The sequence below is a fragment of the Enterococcus sp. AMC1252 genome (assembly GCF_058216515.1).
In genome coordinates this window covers 3,111,843-3,130,714 of sequence record NZ_CM177097.1, presented here as the reverse complement: position 1 = coordinate 3,130,714, position 18,872 = coordinate 3,111,843, and the positions used below count along the sequence as shown (strand labels likewise).

The window sequence follows — 18,872 nt, the reverse complement described above, 5'->3', positions numbered from 1 at the left end:
ATTCATTTTAAAAGGGAATAAAGTTCTTTACTGATAAAAGATATCATGTTTTTCCAAGCCTCAGGATCTTCTGGATGCTCGAAATAAAAAAAGGGTTTATCATTATTTTTTTCAAAAGAATCCGAGATAATTATATCTGCTTCATTTATATCAAAAGTGATTTTAAGGGTTGTATCTTTAAAAAAAATGAGAAGTTTATTTTTTATTAAATCATACCCATAAATCGATTTTGAATGTTGGATAAGTACATTCAAGGGGCGATGTTTGTTTGAAGTGATCAAAACTAAATAGAGTAGCTTAGCTAAGTATGTAACTAATGATGGAATAGTGGACACAGGAGGAAATAGTTCGCTATTCCAATTTTTATGGATAAATGTTGTTAAGTCAGCTTCATGAATGTGAAATAATCCATCTGATGTTTCTGTTGTAAGAGGAACATCATCGCTGATTTCTGAAAATGGACTATCTATATAAAAAAATTTTACATAAAACAAATGGATAATTATTAAATAGTAACTAGTTGAATAGTTCTCTTGAGTCAAACTAATATTGTATTTTTCTAAAAAGTCGTTTAAAAATTTAGACGTAAATGTAGTAATTGGAAGAGAAGATTCGATAAACAAAGCAGTGATACGCATTTTGTCGGTTTGAGAATCGATATTCGAAATAAAAAAACGAGCTAAAAAACCAAAAAATAGTTCTTCTTCATAGATGTGTTCATCAGATACATAGCGTTTACGTAAGGATTCTTTAATAATGTCCGCAAACGATGTGGGAGATACTTGTTGGAAAATTTCCAAATAAGGTAAAAAATCTTTTGATAAAGAGATAAGTTCCAATTTATACGATAGATGCCAATAGGTAATCGCTTGAAAATAGTTTAATCGAGCTTTTTGGGATGGAGAAAGTAACTGTGAATTGATTGGTACAGGAAGCGTTTGTAAAGAGGTTGGCAAAAAATTAAAAGGCCACTCTATTCCCTTATAAACACTCCAATAAACGTAAAACATAACTAGGCGTCTATTTTGCTCGTTTCCTATTATATTTGATTGTTTCTTTTTAGATGAGAAATTGATAGATACATCGAAAGGTTCTAATAGTTTATTAAAAAAACCTAAAAACTTATATGTGTGAGAGAGGCTCAAATTTAAGTTTTGAGATAATTCTTCTGCACTATCATAGTAACGGTAGGATAAAGCATTTAGTATGGAAAACGTTTGAGAAATTTTTATATAGTAAAGCCTCATTGTATCAATGATATAGCTAGGATTTAGAGCAGATGTAATCAAATAGTGTGTTTCCTTTTTTTCTAAAATGACAGAATGGTCTTTAAAAGCGAAAGTTAAATCCTCTTCTAATTGTGAGCGATAGATATAGAAAGAATGGTTTGGAATGCTTAATTTTTGAGAAACTTCGTTTGTCGATAAGCCTTTTTTTGAATAAATAAGTAATTTTAATAATTCAAAGCGGAGCTGCTCATTTTTTTTCATAAATAACTCTTGCATGTAAAGACCTCCTAGATAGATTGTAATGAAAAGGTGATTTCAGAAACGACAGTTGGAAATGTTTTTTTTGAAAAAAAAGGTAAAAAAAATAGTTTATACTAAATTTATAACAAATTAAAGTAAATAATTCTTAATAGTAGTATACATTACAATTATCTAGAAATAAAAAAATTATACTCAACTTTATAATAGAAGAGAGAGACATAGAAAATGTTATACATAGTTAATTTACAATTTTATGAAAAAGTACTACATAGAGAGAGTAACTGAGGAAAATAAAGCATTTAAGCTTTCAGAAGATAATAAAAAATAATGATGAATGAGATAAACTGCAGGCGGATTTCTAATAAAAAATGAGTATTTGAATTTGCGGTGTGGAGCAAGACTTATTCTGAGTTTAGTACCATACTTGTTTATTTTTAGAATACGTTAATAAAAAGAAAGGAAGAGATCATGGGTACTCAATTTTTGCTTGTAATGTAAAAACTGGCAAATGAGTGGAGTAGTTCTTTATTTCAGGTGTATTCAAGGAGCGTTCCTTTATCAATGAGTTAATCTTTGTAATTGTTAATGAAGAGTTTTTGACTGATTGATAATCATAGGAATTTGTTTTTCTTGGAATTCTATAATCTAAGATACGTGATAAAAAAGCAGTATCACTTATTGTCGCTATTATAAGTGAAAAAACATAGTAGATATGCAAGAATTACCTTTTATATATATTTAAAAAAGTTGTTAAAGAATAGAGTACACGAATCAAAAAGGTACTAAAGCTGAAAGGAAGATACGCTATATGTTGAGCCTGGGGATAGTAGATAACGAAAATAATCTGGATGCGACATTGGAAGGGTTGTTGAAATCAGAAAACTATTATGTATCCATTGTGGATAAAAAAGAACAAATCCAACAACTGGACGGATTAGTAATTGTAATGAAAACAAAACAAGATTTTCCCAACATAATTGACTGGTTACTTGTTTGTCAAACAATGCCAAATGTCTTTGTTTGGATTTTTTCAGAAGTTTTATTGGAAAGTGAAGAGACGATTATGATGAGTCTTGGAGCTAATGCTGTGGTGACATCGGCAGCTAACTTACCTCATTTATCAATCGTTATAAAAAATACATTTTTTCGGCTGAAAAATTTAATATCAGAAAAACAAGAAACTTCGTCCACGAAGCTATTAAACGAGGAAAATCAAACAGTATATATCAACGGAGAAGAACTTTTGTTAACAAGAAAAGAATTTAATGTTTTACATTTTTTATATAAGCACAAGAATACAACCGTTCGTTATGAAAAATTATTGGAAAACTTATGGGCAGATCAATCAAAAGAGAATATTTTTTTGGTGTCGAACGTAATATTTCATTTGCGTAATAAGGTGAAAAAAAGGGAAGACATCGAGATAAAAACTATACGTTCTAAAGGATATATGCTGAAAATGAAAAATGATGAACAGGAGAGAAACAATTCCTTTTTTGTATAAGCGTACATTAATTGTTCTCTTTAAAGTGTGACGGATGTTACCTGCAATTAAAGGGGGTGAATTTATTTTTAGAGGAATAATCATGTCATGGAAGAGAGGAGGAATAAAATGAAAAGAAAACAAATTATATTTTTACTTGTGGGTTTGATTGCGACAGCAAGTATTTATCTGTATAGTGATACACCATTTATAAAAGCAGAAGAGTCTACCCAGTTGAGCGCAGTTGAGCCTAGTAAGGAATTGTCTACAACGACGAATGAATCTGATTTAGATGTATTTAAGGGGATTAAAGGTACGCAAGACTCAGGACATGCTATTTCAGAGGTAATTCCACCAAAAATGACGAATAACGAAGCGTATGAACTTACAGCAGATGGAACAGGAATAGTTGTTAAGAATATAGCAAAAACAATGATGGATATCCAAGGATATAATGGCGATACAGCAGCAATCAAACAAATGATTCTAAATGATTCTGGCGCAAAAGCGTATGGGATATCTGGAGGATCAGTTGTTGATGTGACAGATAAAATTCAAATATCTGACTTGAATGGACTTGATACAGTTAATTCCAATGATTTACAAGAATTTCATTTAACATTAACAGTGCCAGCGAATGTGTCTGGAACAGGCAGTGAGTTGAGTAGTGAAGTTATTGTTTATATTGGAAATGTCACAAAGGTAACTGATTGGAGTCAATTAGATGCTGCGTTGATGAGCAATACGGTAACGATCATTGATGTCCAAAACTCTATGACAAATACAGCAACGAATAGATCAGACCGAAATCTTTCGGACAACCGTCCAAACTATGTATTACTAGGAAATGGCTATTCACTAGATTTTATTGGATATTCATATAGATGGGGAACAAATACATCTATTGTGCACAAAGCAGTAGTTGATAACGTTGATATGTACGGTGGACACTATTACGGTCCTATAACAATGTGGGATCGAAATGCTTATGGTTCGAGTATCACGTATCGAAATATGAATTATACTGGAGCACAAGTGACTGCCTCTTTCCAAGCTGTTCTGCGTTTTGAAGGAAAGAATGTGATTAAATCTAAAGGGACTCAATACACTTCTTATGACGGGACAGTACGTACTATGGCAGACAAAAATCAATCTGGATTAGAGTCACATACACTTGTTTTTGCCTCTAATACAGATACAACGATTGAAGTAGAAAATGGTGATGGAGTAATTCTAGGTAGTTGGTATTCTAACTATGATACTGTGGCAACGATTCAACCGTCTTTGACATTAGAAGATAATGCTACTGCCACGATTCGTACGTTGGGGAATACAGGAGAAACTAACTCTTGGCAAACATCTGGAGGAAATATACCGTCTGTTATTAGTGTTCAACGAAATGGAAAAATCGATGTTGGGAAAAATGCTAATCTAAATGTCGAAACAGCGGATGGAACTACACGTGTGCCTATACGTTTAGGATATCAGTCAACAACATCAAAATGGATCACAGGTATTCATCTTGCGGACAATAGTAAATTCACTGTAGATATCAATGGGCCAATCAGCACTACTGGTTCTCGTGCAGGCTTTATGCTTCAACAAAATTCTGCAATTGATGTGGGAAATAGTGCAGAGATGACCATTAATGCTAATCAAATGACCGCTGGTGCACCGGTTATTTCCATGGGACAAGACGCTCAATTTGATGTAGCTGAAAAAGGAAAACTTGTCTTGAATAAAAATGGAGGAACAGGTCGCCTTTTGGATCTTTCAACAGGTTCAAAATTTAAAGTAAGTGATCAAGGTGCTGCCAAGTTTGTTTCTACTAACGAAGGAGCCTCTAAAAGTTCAATGATTTATGGAGGAAGCGGGTCATCATTTATTATCGGCGATAAGGGGATATTTGAGTCAGTGATAACTGATGGTACTGGTGTAAGAAACATGCTGGACTTTGGAAGCAATGCTATCTTCCAATTCTCAAATGCTCAAAAAATTGATTTAGATGCACGCAAAAATACGAGTGCTAATCTAATTAATATGACTAATCCAGGTACGTTTACAGCCGATATTCAAGAGGTTTCTGCTTGGAGTAAAGAAGATTTTAATCAAATAACACCGACTTTCAATTGGATGCCAATGTATGGTATGTCAATCAAATACAATGGTATCAATACTACAAGCGTAGCGGGAAATAGTGTTACTAATGCTATTCAGAAAAGTTTTTTAGATAATTATCGAACTGAAAGATTTTCAAGAGTTGTTTACGACTACATCCCAGATGTTGTCGTAGGGTTTGATAAGCCTAGCGATAATAGAACACTAGAAAGTGGGCAAAAACTCACTGGAGTAGTCAATAATGGTGCTTATATGCTCTTTTATCTTGTAACTGATGAAAATGATCCAAGTACAGACGTATTATTGACAACACCTACCATTACATCTCCCGTAGAAGGGGATACACGCAAATTCCATACGATTGCTGACAGTAATGGGAAGTTTACATTTGAAGTACCAAAAAGTGTAGTGTTAAGAGCTGGTCAGAAAATAAAAGCGTACGCTTGGCTAAATGGTAAAGACAGTTATATGATTCAAACCGTTGCAGATAAAACAGCACCAGAAGGAGAAACTGTTAATTATCATGTTGCATTGAATGATTCAACACCAATGCCAGAAAAATTTGTTAAAAATCCGATTGATTCGAATCCAGCACCACAGAATTTTACGTACGCATTCAACGCAGAAACACCACAATCAATGGTTGATGGTTTTATGAGTCAAATAGGCGAACATATAGTAAAAGTTGATCTATTTGATGAAGCGGGTAATACGACGACAATTACATCAACGCTGACTGTTAACGAAGCAAAAGAAGTAATTGAGGGTTCTGATTTTGATGCACCGTATATTGATATTCGCAATTTATCTGCCGACCAATTAAAAAGCTATATCCTTATGCAGAGTAAACCAACGGCGTATAAACTTGTCGATGGGCAAAAAAAAGATCTTAGTTCATTTGTGACCGTTACTGATTTTGGTGGATTGAATGATATCGCAAATATTCAACCGAAAGCATATCCTGTGACCTTGACTGTGAAAGCAGCAGATTCAGGCCTACCAACAGATATTTCTACAATAATCAATGTAACGGTTGTCGATGTGGACGCGGTATTAAAGGTAGAATTTGTGAATGAATCGAACCAAGTACTTCCAGGTTATACAGTAACGATTAATACGCAAGTAGGGAATACGGTGAATTTAATGGAAAATGAAGCGGTTAAAACCCAAGTGGGAAATGTGACAGCGGCAGGATATGAAATCGCTAAACGTCCAATAAATGAAACCGCAGTGAAAATTGATAATACTACTGTCACTGTACAGTACAAACTACAAGGCGTACTAAGTCTAACCTCAGTTCCAAGTGTATTGGATTTTGGAACATTAACTTACAATGCAACGACTAAGCGAGTGGATGATCCACACTTTGACAATCAATTGGTCGTGACGGATACACGGGTTGATGCAACCAATGGTTGGCGGATGACTGCTTCTTTGTCAACACCAATGCGTAACAATAGTGGGCAGGAGCTGGTCAATGCCTTGCGTTATGTGAATCAAGGGAAAGAAACAATCCTAAATCAAAATGCGCAAGTCGTTTATACCAATGCTAAAGGAGTCTCAGGTAGTTATGTTATCAGCAATGAGTGGGGAACCACTGCCAATACAGACGGAATCAAACTTCAAATCAACTCCTCGGATACTGTATATACCGGAGATTATGTTGGTGTCATTACGTGGAAAGTAATGACAGGACAACCATAAAAGGAGAGAGGAAAATGAAACCAACGCGAATCATCTTGTTCTGCTGCTCTCTGATTTTTTGGCTGGGCACTGTGTATATAGGCCCCATTGTCCTAGCGAGTGAAGGAATCGGTGGTCAAGTCAGCACGAATGGCAAAATTTCATTTTATGAAGAATCGGCTGAATCCGACATTCCTACTGACAGAGAACCTCTTTCAGAGACACCAAGCAAACCAAGTGGAAAGCCTCTTCCAAATACTGGAGAACAGATACAAAAGTATGGCTTAGTTGGAGGCGTTTTGATTTTCTTGATAGTCCTTGTGTTCTTTTTACGGAAACGTAGAAAGGAGGAACAGAAGTGAGAGTTATACGTATACCTTTTTGGCTCATAACCGCCGGTTTATTGTTCTTCATCAGTACCAACGGTTTGACCGCACATGCAGCTCCAAATCTGTTAGATGAACCTGACGCCGTTTCTGTAAAAGGAAGCGTAGTGACCAATCCGATCGACCCTGAAAATCCAGGAAATGTGATTGATCCAGGACAAGGACCGTCTACTAAAGGGCCGTTGCGGATAGATTATGTGTCAGCACTTGATTTTGGTGAAAGTAAGATCAGTAAAGAGAGCCGTGAATACAAAGCGCTAGCCCAACAGTTTTTCGGAGATACTGGACCAAGAGGTAGTTATATCCAGATCACAGATCAACAAGCTAACTCATCAGGTTGGACTTTGCAGATTAAGCAAGAGAAGCAGTTTACTAACACTATCATTCAAGAAGCAGGAGAACAAGAACTCAAAGGAGCCGTTCTTTCTTTAGATAAAGGCTGGGCGAGCTCAAACAGTACGAGTGAAGCACCAACAGTGACACGTGAAACAATCGCCTTGAATTCTATCGGTTCAGCTTATGAAGTCGCAATCGCCAAAACTGGGAGTGGGAAAGGGGTTTGGACTATCGCTTTCGGTGCTTCAGATACCAATAAGAACAATCAGACCCCTACCTTGAACCCGGTGCTAGACACTTCAGGCGAGCCGATCATAGACCAAACTTACAATAAACCAGTCTATAGTAATTCAGCGATCACCTTGACCGTACCGAAAACAACGGTGATACATCCGGTCGAATATCAAACGGAGATAACTTGGATTTTAGCCAAGTTGCCTTAATAAATTACACACTATTAGGAGGAAAAAAACTATGAAAGCAAGAAGTCTTTGTGCAACAACATTAGTAGCAATTTTAGGAGTAACGGTATTAGGAACTGCTTCACCAGCCTTTGCTGCACCAACAGAATTAGATTCAAAAGGGACTGTAAAAGTTGAAGAAGGAACAGCCGGTGGTGGAGACACGGGTACAGTGGATCCAGAAGATCCAAACAAACTATTGCCAGATCCTGATCCAGAGGGTCCAGGCGAAAATACAAATAAAGATACAGGTTCGCTAGTAATTGAAAAAACAACAGATTTAGATTTTGGAACAATCCAAACATCAGCCAATGCCGTAACAAGTTTTGCTAAACCAATGAGCTTTGAAAGTGGGGCAAAAACTCGTGGTGCTTATATGCAATGGGCAGATGTTCGTTCTGGAGGGACATACGGGTACAGCGTAACCGCTCAATTAACAAAACAGTTTGCAGATAGTACAGGAACAAATGTACTAAAAGGATCAACAATCGATTTTACTAACGGAATTATGGCTGCACAAGGAGATAATGAAAATATTGTACCATCAATTGCGAATACTGCATTCCACTTGACAGAAGCACCTGATGATGCACAACCAGTTGTAAAGGCAGATAAAGATAAAAAAGAAGGGAAAGGCCGTTACATTATGGAATTTGGTCAAAGTAAAGATTCATCTGTAGGAGAAAAAAGTACAGATGCTAACTCTGTGAAATTGACAGTGCCAGCAGTAACAGCTTCAAATATGGCAGCGACAGATTATACAGCAACAGTAACTTGGAAAATCACTGCAGCAGAATAAGTCGTTCTATTAGCTTTTTTCATGCCAACAAGGAATTCTTGTTGGCATGTGTACATAGAAAAATACTTTAGAATAAACGAGGTTAATTATGAAAACATATATTACTTTTACATGGAAGCATACCCTACTCTTTTGTAGTTTACTCGCAGGGCTCCTACTCTTTTGTCAACCTGCTTTCGGCCATGCTGAGGAAGAGAATCCAGCAGGTGCAACAGGGTTTACCTATAGTATTATTTTTCCAGATAATCAGGTAGACAAAGAAATTGGCTATTTTAAATTAAATATGACTGCTGGTCAGCACCAACAATTAAACATTGCGTTAAGCAATCCAAGCACAAAAAAAGTTAAGGTTGATGTGAAATTAAACGGTGCAAAAACGAATCAAAACGGTGTGATTGAATATGGTGAGTCCACGATTAAAAATGATGCTTCATTGAAATTTAATTTTACCGATCTTGTGAAAGGACCGGAGTCGGTTGAATTGTTACCAGGAGAAACTAAAAATCTGGAATTGACGGTTGAAATGCCGGAAACCACCTACGATGGTGTAATCGCAGGTGGTATACAATTAATGCGTGTTGGACAAGACGAAGCAACAACCAATAGTGGTGGGTCAAAAATTATTAATCAATATGCATACGTTATCGGAGTAGTTTTGCAAGAAACAGAAAAGAAGATAGCGCCAGATTTGTCATTAAACAGTGTGAAAGCTGGGCAAAGCAATTATCGTAATGCAATCTTTATTAATTTCTCCAATGTTATGGCTGCGTATTTAGACAATATGACTATCGAGGTACAAATTACTGAAAAGGGAAAAGAGACAGTGTTGTATGAACGAAAACAAACAGCTATGCGGATGGCTCCGAATTCCTTTATTAATTTTCCTGTAAGCATGAATGGTGAACGAATGGTTTCAGGAGACTATGATGCAGATATTCTTGTCACTTCTGGGGATAAAAAATGGGCCTGGAAACAAGCCTTTAAAATTACAGACAAAGACGCCAGTAAATTCAATGAGAGAGATGTAGGTTTAGTTCAAAAAAAAGGCTTAGACTGGAATTTGATCTTATTGATTGCGGGCATTTTTCTTGTATGCATTTTCATTCTCTTTTTTATTCTTCGTTCTTTTAGAAAGAAGAAGCAAGAGAAAGAAGCTGCAGTTAAGAAAGTGCGGCAACAAAAGAAAAATCAAGCAAAAGGGAATAAAAATAATAAGCAAGAAAAACCAAAGAATTAGTAGAGTATAGGAGCTGAAGTGAGTGTCTATCGTAGATTGGATTTTCGTTATAGGTGTTGCATTAACGATCGTTGCACTCCTGGGGTCAGGCTATTTTTTTGGACAGGTCTTACGAGTAGGGAAACAGATCAGAAGAGTGTCAGGAAGACGAATCAAAAACAAGAAAAAACGACGAGCAATGGCACGTAAACGCCAGATGCTTATAAAAAAGAGAAAAAAGACTATTCGACAGTGCTTGATCCTGTTGCTTGTGACTGGTGTATTTGGTGGAGTAGCAGGCTATCTTTCTTATTATCAAACGATGAACCTGACGACGAATGATTCAGATTCTGTAGTGAAAGGTTATTATCTTTTACGCGATTTTGAGCAACAGCTAATAATTGCCAAAGAGAAAGGTGAAGAGGAAGAAAAGTTGCAGAAAAACATCCGCTATCTAGCTACAGCGATGGCTAGTTACGGCACTAAAACGGCTAGTATAACCAATTCTGAGGAAGGCCAGCTGACGTTGAATCGTTATTATAATGCGATCAAACAGGTAGGGATGAACGCAAGTACCCAAACCAAAAACTTCTATGGTAATGCCCAAGTGGTCGATAGTTTTTTAGCGGACATCAAGAAGGTACAAACATACGAAAAAGCCGCTTTCACCTATTATAAGGTCGATGAATCAGCCTTTTCAGAAGAAAAATAAGCGGAGTGAGAAGCTTTGAAGAAGATACAGTCATCTCGAATGTCGCAAAAGCCTGCGGCTAAATTTAGGCAGGGCAAAAAAAAATCAATTACTTCAAAGAAAAAGAGACGACGCAAACAGCGGAGTCGGTTCCTTAAGGAGTTGTTTTTGGCTTTGGCAGGAGGAAGTATTTTGGCTGTGGGGCTCAGTTTAGCATTCGTAACATTCTTAACGGTACGCGGTTTTAGTATGGTACCAACATTGCGAGAAGGCGATAAGGTATTAATTCAAAAAAATAGTAAGTTGCGTCGATTTGATTTGGCGAGTTTTACCTTGGGGGGAGGAACTCCACAAGTTCGACGTATAATTGGTTTGCCGGGGGAAACGATTCGTTATATGGCGGATACTTTATACGTTAATGATCAGCCCGTGGATGAGAAGTTTTTGGTGGCAGCTATCAATGAAAGTCAAAAAAATGGCCGTAACTACACGGAGGATTTTGTGAAAAAGGCAGTAGTAATTCCAAAGGATTATTACTTTGTATTAGGAGACAATCGACCTTATGCGACAGACAGTCGACATTATGGTTTAGTAGCAAAAAAAAATATTTTTGGAAAAGTGACTGCTCAGATTTTTCCTTTTAACGAAGTTAAGTCATTTTAAACTAGTCGATATAAAATATGTGATTAAAAAATACTAATCTAATTTGATAAAAAATTAAAATTAGTCAGAATACGTTTTGCCTAAAAATGTCTCAAATAGATAAACCTACGACATAAGAAGGCCGGTGTACATCTTCCATTTTCAGAAGACTCTCTTGAAAAAGAACAGAAGTAGCAATTCTTCTTACTAGAAACAATTTATTTTGATATCTAGGTTTTTAGACCTAATGATTAGTGTAGATTTTTTCGTACGATGATTAATCTCAGGAGTAAATAAGTAGATTTGTCGCAAGCATACTTTTTAATTTCAATAGTTCCTATTCGCTCTATTTCAAAAGGACAAGTATAATAAATAGATAGAAGAAAATGAGGTGTAAAATATGCTTGCGATAAATTTTTTCATATTATTTTTAATGATTGCGATTACGGCCTTTTTTGTAGCCAGTGAATTTGCTTTAGTGAAAATTCGTATGTCTAGATTAGAGCAATTAAAAAAAGATAATGTCAAAAATGCAGAACTGGCGATTCATGTGACTCATCATTTAGATGCCTATCTATCTGCTAGTCAATTAGGGATTACGTTAACAGGACTGATCATTGGGTGGGTTGGCGAAGGATCGGTAGCGACACTACTTCATCCGCTTATAGGAAATTTACCCATCAGTGCTGCACTGAGCCGTACGATCTCAGTTATTTTAGGTTTTGCTATTGTAACGTATGTGGATGTGGTTGTAGGAGAATTATTACCGAAAAGCTACAGTATTGCTCAAACTGAGAAAGTTGTGTTAGCTATTGTTAAACCGTTGCACTATTTTTATAAGGTAATGTATCCCTTTATTTGGCTATTGAACCATTCAGCAGCAAAACTTGGAAAATTATTAGGAATAAAATTAGTGTCTGAAGGGGAAGAAACGTTAACACAAGAAGAGCTGTTATTTGTTGCTGTTGATTCATACAAAAAAGGTGAATTAACGAAGGAAGAATATCACTATATGGAAAATGTTTTTGAATTCGATGATACTCTTGCCAAAGAAATTCAAGTCGACCGAACTTCGATGGAAGTATTTGAAGCAGATGAAACAGTGCAACAAGCAATCAAACATTCGTTAAAGCGTGGACATACACGCTATCCAGTAATTGAAGAATCCAAAGACAATGTCTTAGGGTATGTCACATTACCATCTTTGATCAAGGAGTCATTTATCAACGATCAAAGAAAAGTCAGTGAATTAGTAGAAGAGCCAATCATTGCTTTAGCTACTATCCCAATCAAAAGTTTGCTAACCATGATGCGAAAAGAAAGAAAACATATTGCGATTTTAAAAGATGAATATGGTGGAACTACAGGAATGGTTACGATCGAAGATATTCTAGAAGAATTGGTAGGAGATATCCGAGATGAAACAGACTTAGAGGATGCTTTGATCGCTAAAAAATCGGATAATACGTATATCGTTTCTGGGAAAATTACGCTTGATGATTTTGAACGTTATTTTAAAGTGAAAGTTCCAATGTTTGAAGCTTCTGAAATGTCTACATTAGCTGGCTTTATTGTCGAGCAAAAGAACAATCAAATCATGGTAGGCGATCAAATCAAGATCGATGTTTTTACTTTTGAAGTTATGGATTATGAGCATGCACACATCGACTACTTCAAAGTGATAAAATCGGCTGAATAAAAAGATAAAAGTAAAATGAGGTTGGGATGTAACTCGTAGGGTTACATCCCAACCTCATTTTACTTTTTTATAGAATCCAATAACCTGTAACGATAGAAGTTATTATTTAAAGATAGCAAATCCACCAGCCCAACTGATTTTTTCAGCAGAAGCTAAGGAAATTTGCAAAAAGCCCATTGCTTCAAGTTCTCGTGCGCGTTTTAATGAACCTGCATCTATAACAGCTAGGCCACTACCATCTAGTACATTGATCAGTTGATCTTTTGATTGTTGATCATCTGATGCGATTAAAACAGTTGTTTGATGTTCGCCAGCAACTTTTTTACTAGCTAAGGTAGCCGCAAAAGTTGTATTAAAAGCCTTGATAACTATCGAGTTAGGTAATTTTTTTGCAATTTCTGCTGCAGCAGAACTATTGGCTGGTACAACTAGATCATCAAATGTGTCAAAATCAACAGGATTAGTAATATCAATTACGATTTTATCTGATAATAAGTTTTTGTAAAAATCCAAAATAGTTGCAACAGCTGGATAAGGAACAGCTAAAACAACAATATCTCCTAATTGATTCACTAGACTATCTTTTGTGATGTAGGTTACGTCGTTACCGGCATCTTTAAAATTGTTACCAATGGATGTTCCCATATTTCCTTTACCAAAGATACTAATAGTTGCCATTTGAAAAACTCCCTTACATTTTTAGTTATAGAATTGATCTATAAATTTATTATAACACTTACTAAAAATAAGTGAAAAAATTTGTTCTTTTGAATGTAGTTCAAATAATATTGACGGAAACCGATTATTCAGCTAGGATTAAGAAAAAAGCGGAATAGGGAGTGTTCGAATGCGTAAAGTAGGAATCATTGGATTGGGACATGTTGGTGCAACACTTGCGTATACTTTGGTCTCAGAAAATGTAGTGGATGAACTTGTTTTGATCGATAAAAATGAGAATCTAGCTATATCAGAAGAATATGATTTATTGGATGCGGAAGTCTTTTCAATAGGCAAGACCAAAATTATTATTCAAGACTATCAAGCATTAAAAGATGCGTCGATAGTTGTTTTTTGTGCAGGTCAAATCAGTGCGTTGGGTGATGATGGGGACCGTTTTAAAGAACTTGAAATCACAAGTAAAATCGTAGAAGAAGTAGCACCGAAAATCAAACAATCTGGCTTTTCTGGTATTATCTTAACAATTACAAATCCATGTGATGTGATTGCAACTTATATGCAAAAGTTAACAGGATTCGATACTAGTAGAGTGTTTGGAACAGGTACGATGCTGGATACCGCACGAATGAAACAAGCAGTGAGTCGTAACGTATCAATTGATAGTCGTAATGTGGGCGGTTATGTCTATGGTGAACATGGGGACTCTCAATTTGTTGCTTGGTCGACAGTGACTGTTGGTGACCGTGCTCTTTTAGAGTGGAACAATGAACTTGATTTAGAAGAGCTAGATGAAGCTGTTCGGGCAGGTGGTTGGAATGCTTTTGCTGGGAAAGGGTATACAAGCTATGGAATTGCAACATGCGCCTCTAGGATCATCCGAATGATTTTTAATGATTCAAAAACGATAGTGCCTGTTTCAGCATATAATAAACAAGCAGATGTTTATTATGGGCAACCAGTTGTGATTGGAAAAAGTGGCATAGAATCATTTGTCGATTGCCCGCTGACTGAAAAAGAAAGCGATTCTCTAAATAGTTCCATTGAGATCATCAAAAATGGATTAGCTAAGTTACCGTTTAAGCTGTGAAATACGGCATATCATTTTATTAAATCTGGAGGCAATTCATTGATAAACTTAACAGAAATAACGGAGAAGATGTCTCCAAATCAAAAAATCAATTATGATCGAGTATTACAAAGAGTGATTGCTGAGTGGGAAAAAACAGCCATTCGTCCAACTATTTTACTACATAGCTGTTGTGCACCTTGTAGTACCTATTCACTTGAATACCTAACACAATATGCGGATGTTACGATTTTTTTTGCAAACTCCAATATTCATCCAAAAGCAGAATATCAGCGTCGAGAAATCGTGCAGCAGAAATTTGTAGAAGACTTTAATAGGCAGACAAAGAATCAAGTTAAATTCTTAGCTGCACCGTATGAACCCAATAGATTTATTCAAATGGTACAGGAAAAAGAATTGACTGAAGAACCAGAAGGTGGGAAGCGCTGTTCTGCTTGTTTCCAAATGCGTTTAGATATTGTTGCGGAAAAAGCACAGGAACTAGGTTATGATTATTTTGGAAGTGCATTAACGTTATCGCCAAAGAAAAATAGTCAACTGATTAATGAGATCGGAATCGATATTCAGAAGTTTTATGCAACGAATTATTTACCAAGTGATTTTAAGAAAAATAATGGCTATAAGCGTTCGATCGAACTGTGTAAGGAATATGATGTGTATCGCCAATGTTATTGTGGGTGTATGTTTGCGGCGACGAAGCAAGGTGTTGATTTAAAAACAGTGAACAAAGAAGCAAAGGAATTTTTACTGAATCAAGAAAAATAGAAGAAGAGGATGATTTCTGGAGTTAGGAAGTTATCCTCTTTTTTTTTGAAAATTTTATTACGATTATGTATAGTTTTAAACTATATATAATGATAGTAATTAAGTGTTATCCTATATTTGTTTCTCGTGGTACAGTAGTTGAAATACCTTATTGGAGGAGGAAAAGTATGAAGACATCAATTATCGGGTTCCCAAGAGTGGGAGAATTGAGAGAATTAAAATTTGCAACAGAGAAGTATTTTAGAAAAGAAATCACCTCGGAAGAATTAGAAGCAAATGGAAAAGAACTGCGAAAAAAACATTGGCAGTTATTAGTTGATCAGGGAATCGATTTTATCCCAAGTGGTGACTTTTCTTTTTTTGATACAACTTTGGATGCCGCTGTTTTATTGAATATTGTACCTACTAAATACCAAGCGTTAAAATTACCACCTCTAGAAACTTATTTTGCCTTAGCCAGAGGGTATCAAGGAGAAGCTGGAGATGTTACAGCATTAGCCATGAAAAAGTGGTTCAATACTAATTATCATTATATGGTCCCTGAAATCGATGATAGCACGGAACTTAGACTTGTTGGAGATAACATTTTCACAACATTTAATGAAGCAAAAGAATACGGAATTATTACTCGTCCTACGATATTAGGTCCATTTACTTTATTGAAATTAGCTACGTATCATGGAAACAAACGTGCAGAAGATTTTTATGAAGCAGCGATCATAGCCTATGCTCAAATCTTTGATAAGCTCACTGAACTTGGCTGTGAATGGCTTCAAATCGATGAACCAGCTTTAGTTTTAGATTTATCTCCAGCTGAAGTTCAACAATTTACAACTTTATATCAAAAACTATTAGTTGAAAAAGGAAATTTAAAGGTCTTGGCACAAACCTATTTCGGAGACGTTCGAGATACTTATCAAGAATTAGTTGATCTGCCTTTTGATGGTATTGGGTTGGATTTCATTGAAGGTAGAAAAACATTAAGTTTACTTGAAAAATATGGCTTTCCAAAAGAAAAAGTACTTTTTGCAGGAATTGTAAATGGGAAAAACATCTGGAAAAATAATTATCAAGAAACATTAACATTACTTGAAAAACTTCGAGCTGTTGACCATGTTGTGTTAAATACATCATGTTCATTACTGCATGTGCCATTTACATTAGCCAACGAAGCAGCATTACCTAACGAAGTGATCAATTATTTTGCTTTTGCTGTAGAAAAAATAGCTGAATTAAATGATTTAAAGAAAATAGTTGCAGATAAAAATGAGAACAACGACTTATTGAGTTCGAATAAAGCGTTATTCAAGCAAGAGCGTTTTTCTAGGAACGAGCACGTCGCGAAACATGTTGCGGCATTGACTGAGGAAGATTTTATCCGTTTACCAGTCTTAGCTGAACGCGCAGCTATCCAAAAAGAAAAATTAAACTTACCGATTTTACCAACGACTACGATTGGTTCTTTTCCACAGACAAAAGAAGTTAAGCAAAATCGTGCGAAATTTAAAAAGGGTGAGATCAATGAACAAGAATATACGGCATTTAACAAAGAAAAAATAGCTGAATGCGTTGCGTTTCAAGAAGATATTGGCTTAGATGTTTTAGTTCATGGTGAATTTGAACGTAATGATATGGTGGAATATTTTGGAGAGAGCTTAGAGGGGTATTTGTTTACTGAAAAAGCCTGGGTTCAATCATACGGGACTCGTTGTGTAAAACCACCAATTATTTGGGGAGATATATCACGTTCAAAACCAATTACAGTGGCATACTCTAAATATGCCCAAACTTTGACGAACAAACCAATGAAAGGAATGTTAACGGGTCCTGTAACGATTTTAAACTGGTCATTTCCTCGTGAAGATATTAGTTTAAGAGAATCCACACTTCAGTTGGCATTGGCTATCCAAGAAGAAGTTTTAGACTTAGAAGCTAACGGAATTGAAATTATTCAAATTGACGAAGCAGCTTTGCGCGAAAAATTGCCACTGCGTCAAACTGACTGGCATTCTGAGTACTTGGATTGGGCAATACCAGCTTTCCGCCTTGTCCATAGTAAAGTACAGCCTACAACTCAAATTCATACACATATGTGTTATAGCGAATTTGCAGATATTATTCAAGATATCGATAACATGGATGCTGATGTTATATCATTTGAAGCATCTCGTTCTAATTTAGATATTTTGGATGCTTTAAAAGCAATTGATTTTCAAACTCAAGTTGGACCAGGTGTTTATGACATTCATTCACCACGTGTCCCATCGGTAGAAGAAATCGAACAAACAATTCACAATATTTTGAAAAAATTACCCATCGAAAAAGTCTGGGTCAACCCTGATTGTGGTTTGAAAACACGAGGAGTACCAGAAACTGAAGCAAGTCTCAAAAACTTAGCACTGGCAGCAAAAAAGGTGCGTGGAGGGGTGTAAATGAGAACAGATACCTTGTTCAAAGAAAAGACTGTCTTTTCTTATGAAATTTTTCCGCCTAGAAGAACAGCTCCTATCGATACGATTTATCATACATTGGATCGTTTGAAAGGGCAGCAACCTGATTTTATCAGTGTGACTTTAGGGGCGGGAGGAACTGGAGCGAATTTAAGTACAGCAGATATTGCTCAAAAAATTCAAGATGAACAGTTTCTGCCAAGTGTAGCACACTTACCAGCGGTAAATTTCTCAAAAGATGAGATCATTGTTATTTTAGAAGAGCTAAAACAAAAAAAAGTAGAAAATATTTTGGCTTTAAGAGGAGATATTCTACCAGATAAGGAACCAAAAAAAGATTTCTCTTATGCGAATGATCTAGTCGCTTTTATTCAAGAACAAGGAGATTTTAACATCATTGGTGCTTGTTATCCCGAAACACACGGTGATGCAATAAGCTCAGTTGAAGATATTAAGAACCTGAAAAGAAAAGTTGACTCAGGCACAAATCAATTAATCACCCAATTGTTTTTTGACAATAATTATTTCTATACATTTAAAGAGAAGTGTGATATCGCTAATATCAATGTACCGATCCAAGCGGGCATCATGCCTGTAGTGAATAAAAAGCAGATTGAGCGTATGGTAAAGATGTCTAATGTAACCTTGCCAACAAAGTTTTTAAAAATGATGGAACGTTATGAGCACAACCCAGAAGCGATTCGGGACGCTGGGATTGCTTATGCAATCAATCAAATTGTCGATTTGGTTGCTCAAGGGGCTGATGGTATTCATTTGTATACGATGAACAATCCTTATGTAGCACAAAAAATTAGAGAAGCAACACGTAGTTTATTTAATGCATAGCTAAAAAATATAAAATTGAGATAGAAGGTCTAAAATGGAAAA

General features: G+C 35.9%; 15 protein-coding genes. 13 read left to right on the top strand and 2 right to left on the bottom strand.

Translation table 11 applies throughout. The features are described from left to right. Nucleotides 1–2: 2 nt before the first annotated feature. Nucleotides 3–1,505, bottom strand: a complete 1,503-nt coding sequence (locus AC4BB5_RS14790) for a helix-turn-helix domain-containing protein (RefSeq protein WP_490456864.1) — start codon at nt 1,503–1,505, stop codon at nt 3–5. 793 nt (nt 1,506–2,298) lie between these two features. On the opposite strand from AC4BB5_RS14790, the gene AC4BB5_RS14785 reads away from it, so the two are divergent. From AC4BB5_RS14785 to AC4BB5_RS14745, 9 genes are all read left to right on the top strand, one after another. Next, nucleotides 2,299–2,994 (top strand): response regulator transcription factor, encoded by a 696-nt coding sequence (locus AC4BB5_RS14785; protein ID WP_490456863.1) that lies wholly within the window; start codon nt 2,299–2,301, stop codon nt 2,992–2,994. 108 nt (nt 2,995–3,102) lie between these two features. Next, on the top strand, nt 3,103–6,795 hold the full coding sequence (locus AC4BB5_RS14780) for a pectate lyase-like adhesive domain-containing protein (protein WP_490456862.1): 3,693 nt from the start codon (nt 3,103–3,105) through the stop codon (nt 6,793–6,795). Nucleotides 6,796–6,809: 14 nt separating this feature from the next. After that, nucleotides 6,810–7,136: an LPXTG cell wall anchor domain-containing protein gene (locus AC4BB5_RS14775; protein ID WP_490456861.1), complete on the top strand. Its 327-nt coding sequence runs from the start codon at nt 6,810–6,812 to the stop codon at nt 7,134–7,136. Next, nucleotides 7,133–7,939, top strand: a complete 807-nt coding sequence (locus tag AC4BB5_RS14770) for a WxL domain-containing protein (RefSeq protein WP_490456860.1) — start codon at nt 7,133–7,135, stop codon at nt 7,937–7,939. Before AC4BB5_RS14775 ends, AC4BB5_RS14770 begins: the two co-directional genes overlap by 4 nt. 31 nt (nt 7,940–7,970) lie before the next feature. Next, nucleotides 7,971–8,756, top strand: coding sequence for a WxL domain-containing protein (locus tag AC4BB5_RS14765; RefSeq protein WP_490456859.1), 786 nt, complete (start codon nt 7,971–7,973; stop codon nt 8,754–8,756). Between the two features lie 88 nt (nt 8,757–8,844). Beyond that, nucleotides 8,845–9,993, top strand: coding sequence for a WxLIP family cell surface protein (locus AC4BB5_RS14760; protein ID WP_490456858.1), 1,149 nt, complete (start codon nt 8,845–8,847; stop codon nt 9,991–9,993). Nucleotides 9,994–10,015: 22 nt separating this feature from the next. Continuing rightward, nucleotides 10,016–10,684, top strand: a complete 669-nt coding sequence (locus AC4BB5_RS14755) for a hypothetical protein (RefSeq protein WP_490456857.1) — start codon at nt 10,016–10,018, stop codon at nt 10,682–10,684. A 147-nt stretch (nt 10,685–10,831) separates the two neighbouring features. Continuing rightward, nucleotides 10,832–11,326 (top strand): signal peptidase I, encoded by a 495-nt coding sequence (gene lepB, locus AC4BB5_RS14750; RefSeq protein ID WP_490456856.1) that lies wholly within the window; start codon nt 10,832–10,834, stop codon nt 11,324–11,326. 379 nt (nt 11,327–11,705) lie between these two features. Continuing rightward, nucleotides 11,706–13,004: a hemolysin family protein gene (locus tag AC4BB5_RS14745; protein WP_490456855.1), complete on the top strand. Its 1,299-nt coding sequence runs from the start codon at nt 11,706–11,708 to the stop codon at nt 13,002–13,004. A gap of 102 nt (nt 13,005–13,106) precedes the next feature. On the opposite strand, the gene AC4BB5_RS14740 is transcribed toward AC4BB5_RS14745, so the two are convergent. Beyond that, complete coding sequence (locus AC4BB5_RS14740) at nt 13,107–13,682, bottom strand: NADPH-dependent F420 reductase (protein ID WP_490456854.1); 576 nt, start codon at nt 13,680–13,682, stop codon at nt 13,107–13,109. A gap of 169 nt (nt 13,683–13,851) precedes the next feature. On the opposite strand from AC4BB5_RS14740, the gene AC4BB5_RS14735 reads away from it, so the two are divergent. From AC4BB5_RS14735 to metF, 4 genes are all read left to right on the top strand, one after another. Then, entirely contained in the window at nt 13,852–14,769 is a 918-nt protein-coding gene (locus AC4BB5_RS14735; protein ID WP_490456853.1) for an L-lactate dehydrogenase, read from the top strand. Between the two features lie 39 nt (nt 14,770–14,808). Further along, nucleotides 14,809–15,534: an epoxyqueuosine reductase QueH gene (locus AC4BB5_RS14730; RefSeq protein WP_490456852.1), complete on the top strand. Its 726-nt coding sequence runs from the start codon at nt 14,809–14,811 to the stop codon at nt 15,532–15,534. A gap of 167 nt (nt 15,535–15,701) precedes the next feature. Next, nucleotides 15,702–17,966 (top strand): 5-methyltetrahydropteroyltriglutamate--homocysteine S-methyltransferase, encoded by a 2,265-nt coding sequence (metE, locus tag AC4BB5_RS14725; RefSeq protein ID WP_490456851.1) that lies wholly within the window; start codon nt 15,702–15,704, stop codon nt 17,964–17,966. Continuing rightward, on the top strand, nt 17,967–18,830 hold the full coding sequence (metF, locus tag AC4BB5_RS14720) for a methylenetetrahydrofolate reductase [NAD(P)H] (RefSeq protein WP_490456850.1): 864 nt from the start codon (nt 17,967–17,969) through the stop codon (nt 18,828–18,830). Nucleotides 18,831–18,872: the final 42 nt, after the last annotated feature.

Bases quoted from the DNA above. Each gene is read 5' to 3' on its own strand.
- AC4BB5_RS14790 (WP_490456864.1), bottom strand. From the start codon at position 1,505: ATGCAAGAGTTATTTATGAAAAAAAATGAGCAGCTCCGCTTTGAATTA.
- AC4BB5_RS14785 (WP_490456863.1), top strand. From the start codon at position 2,299: ATGTTGAGCCTGGGGATAGTAGATAACGAAAATAATCTGGATGCGACA.
- AC4BB5_RS14780 (WP_490456862.1), top strand. From the start codon at position 3,103: ATGAAAAGAAAACAAATTATATTTTTACTTGTGGGTTTGATTGCGACA.
- AC4BB5_RS14775 (WP_490456861.1), top strand. From the start codon at position 6,810: ATGAAACCAACGCGAATCATCTTGTTCTGCTGCTCTCTGATTTTTTGG.
- AC4BB5_RS14765 (WP_490456859.1), top strand. From the start codon at position 7,971: ATGAAAGCAAGAAGTCTTTGTGCAACAACATTAGTAGCAATTTTAGGA.
- AC4BB5_RS14760 (WP_490456858.1), top strand. From the start codon at position 8,845: ATGAAAACATATATTACTTTTACATGGAAGCATACCCTACTCTTTTGT.
- AC4BB5_RS14745 (WP_490456855.1), top strand. From the start codon at position 11,706: ATGCTTGCGATAAATTTTTTCATATTATTTTTAATGATTGCGATTACG.
- AC4BB5_RS14740 (WP_490456854.1), bottom strand. From the start codon at position 13,682: ATGGCAACTATTAGTATCTTTGGTAAAGGAAATATGGGAACATCCATT.
- AC4BB5_RS14735 (WP_490456853.1), top strand. From the start codon at position 13,852: ATGCGTAAAGTAGGAATCATTGGATTGGGACATGTTGGTGCAACACTT.
- metE (WP_490456851.1), top strand. From the start codon at position 15,702: ATGAAGACATCAATTATCGGGTTCCCAAGAGTGGGAGAATTGAGAGAA.
- metF (WP_490456850.1), top strand. From the start codon at position 17,967: ATGAGAACAGATACCTTGTTCAAAGAAAAGACTGTCTTTTCTTATGAA.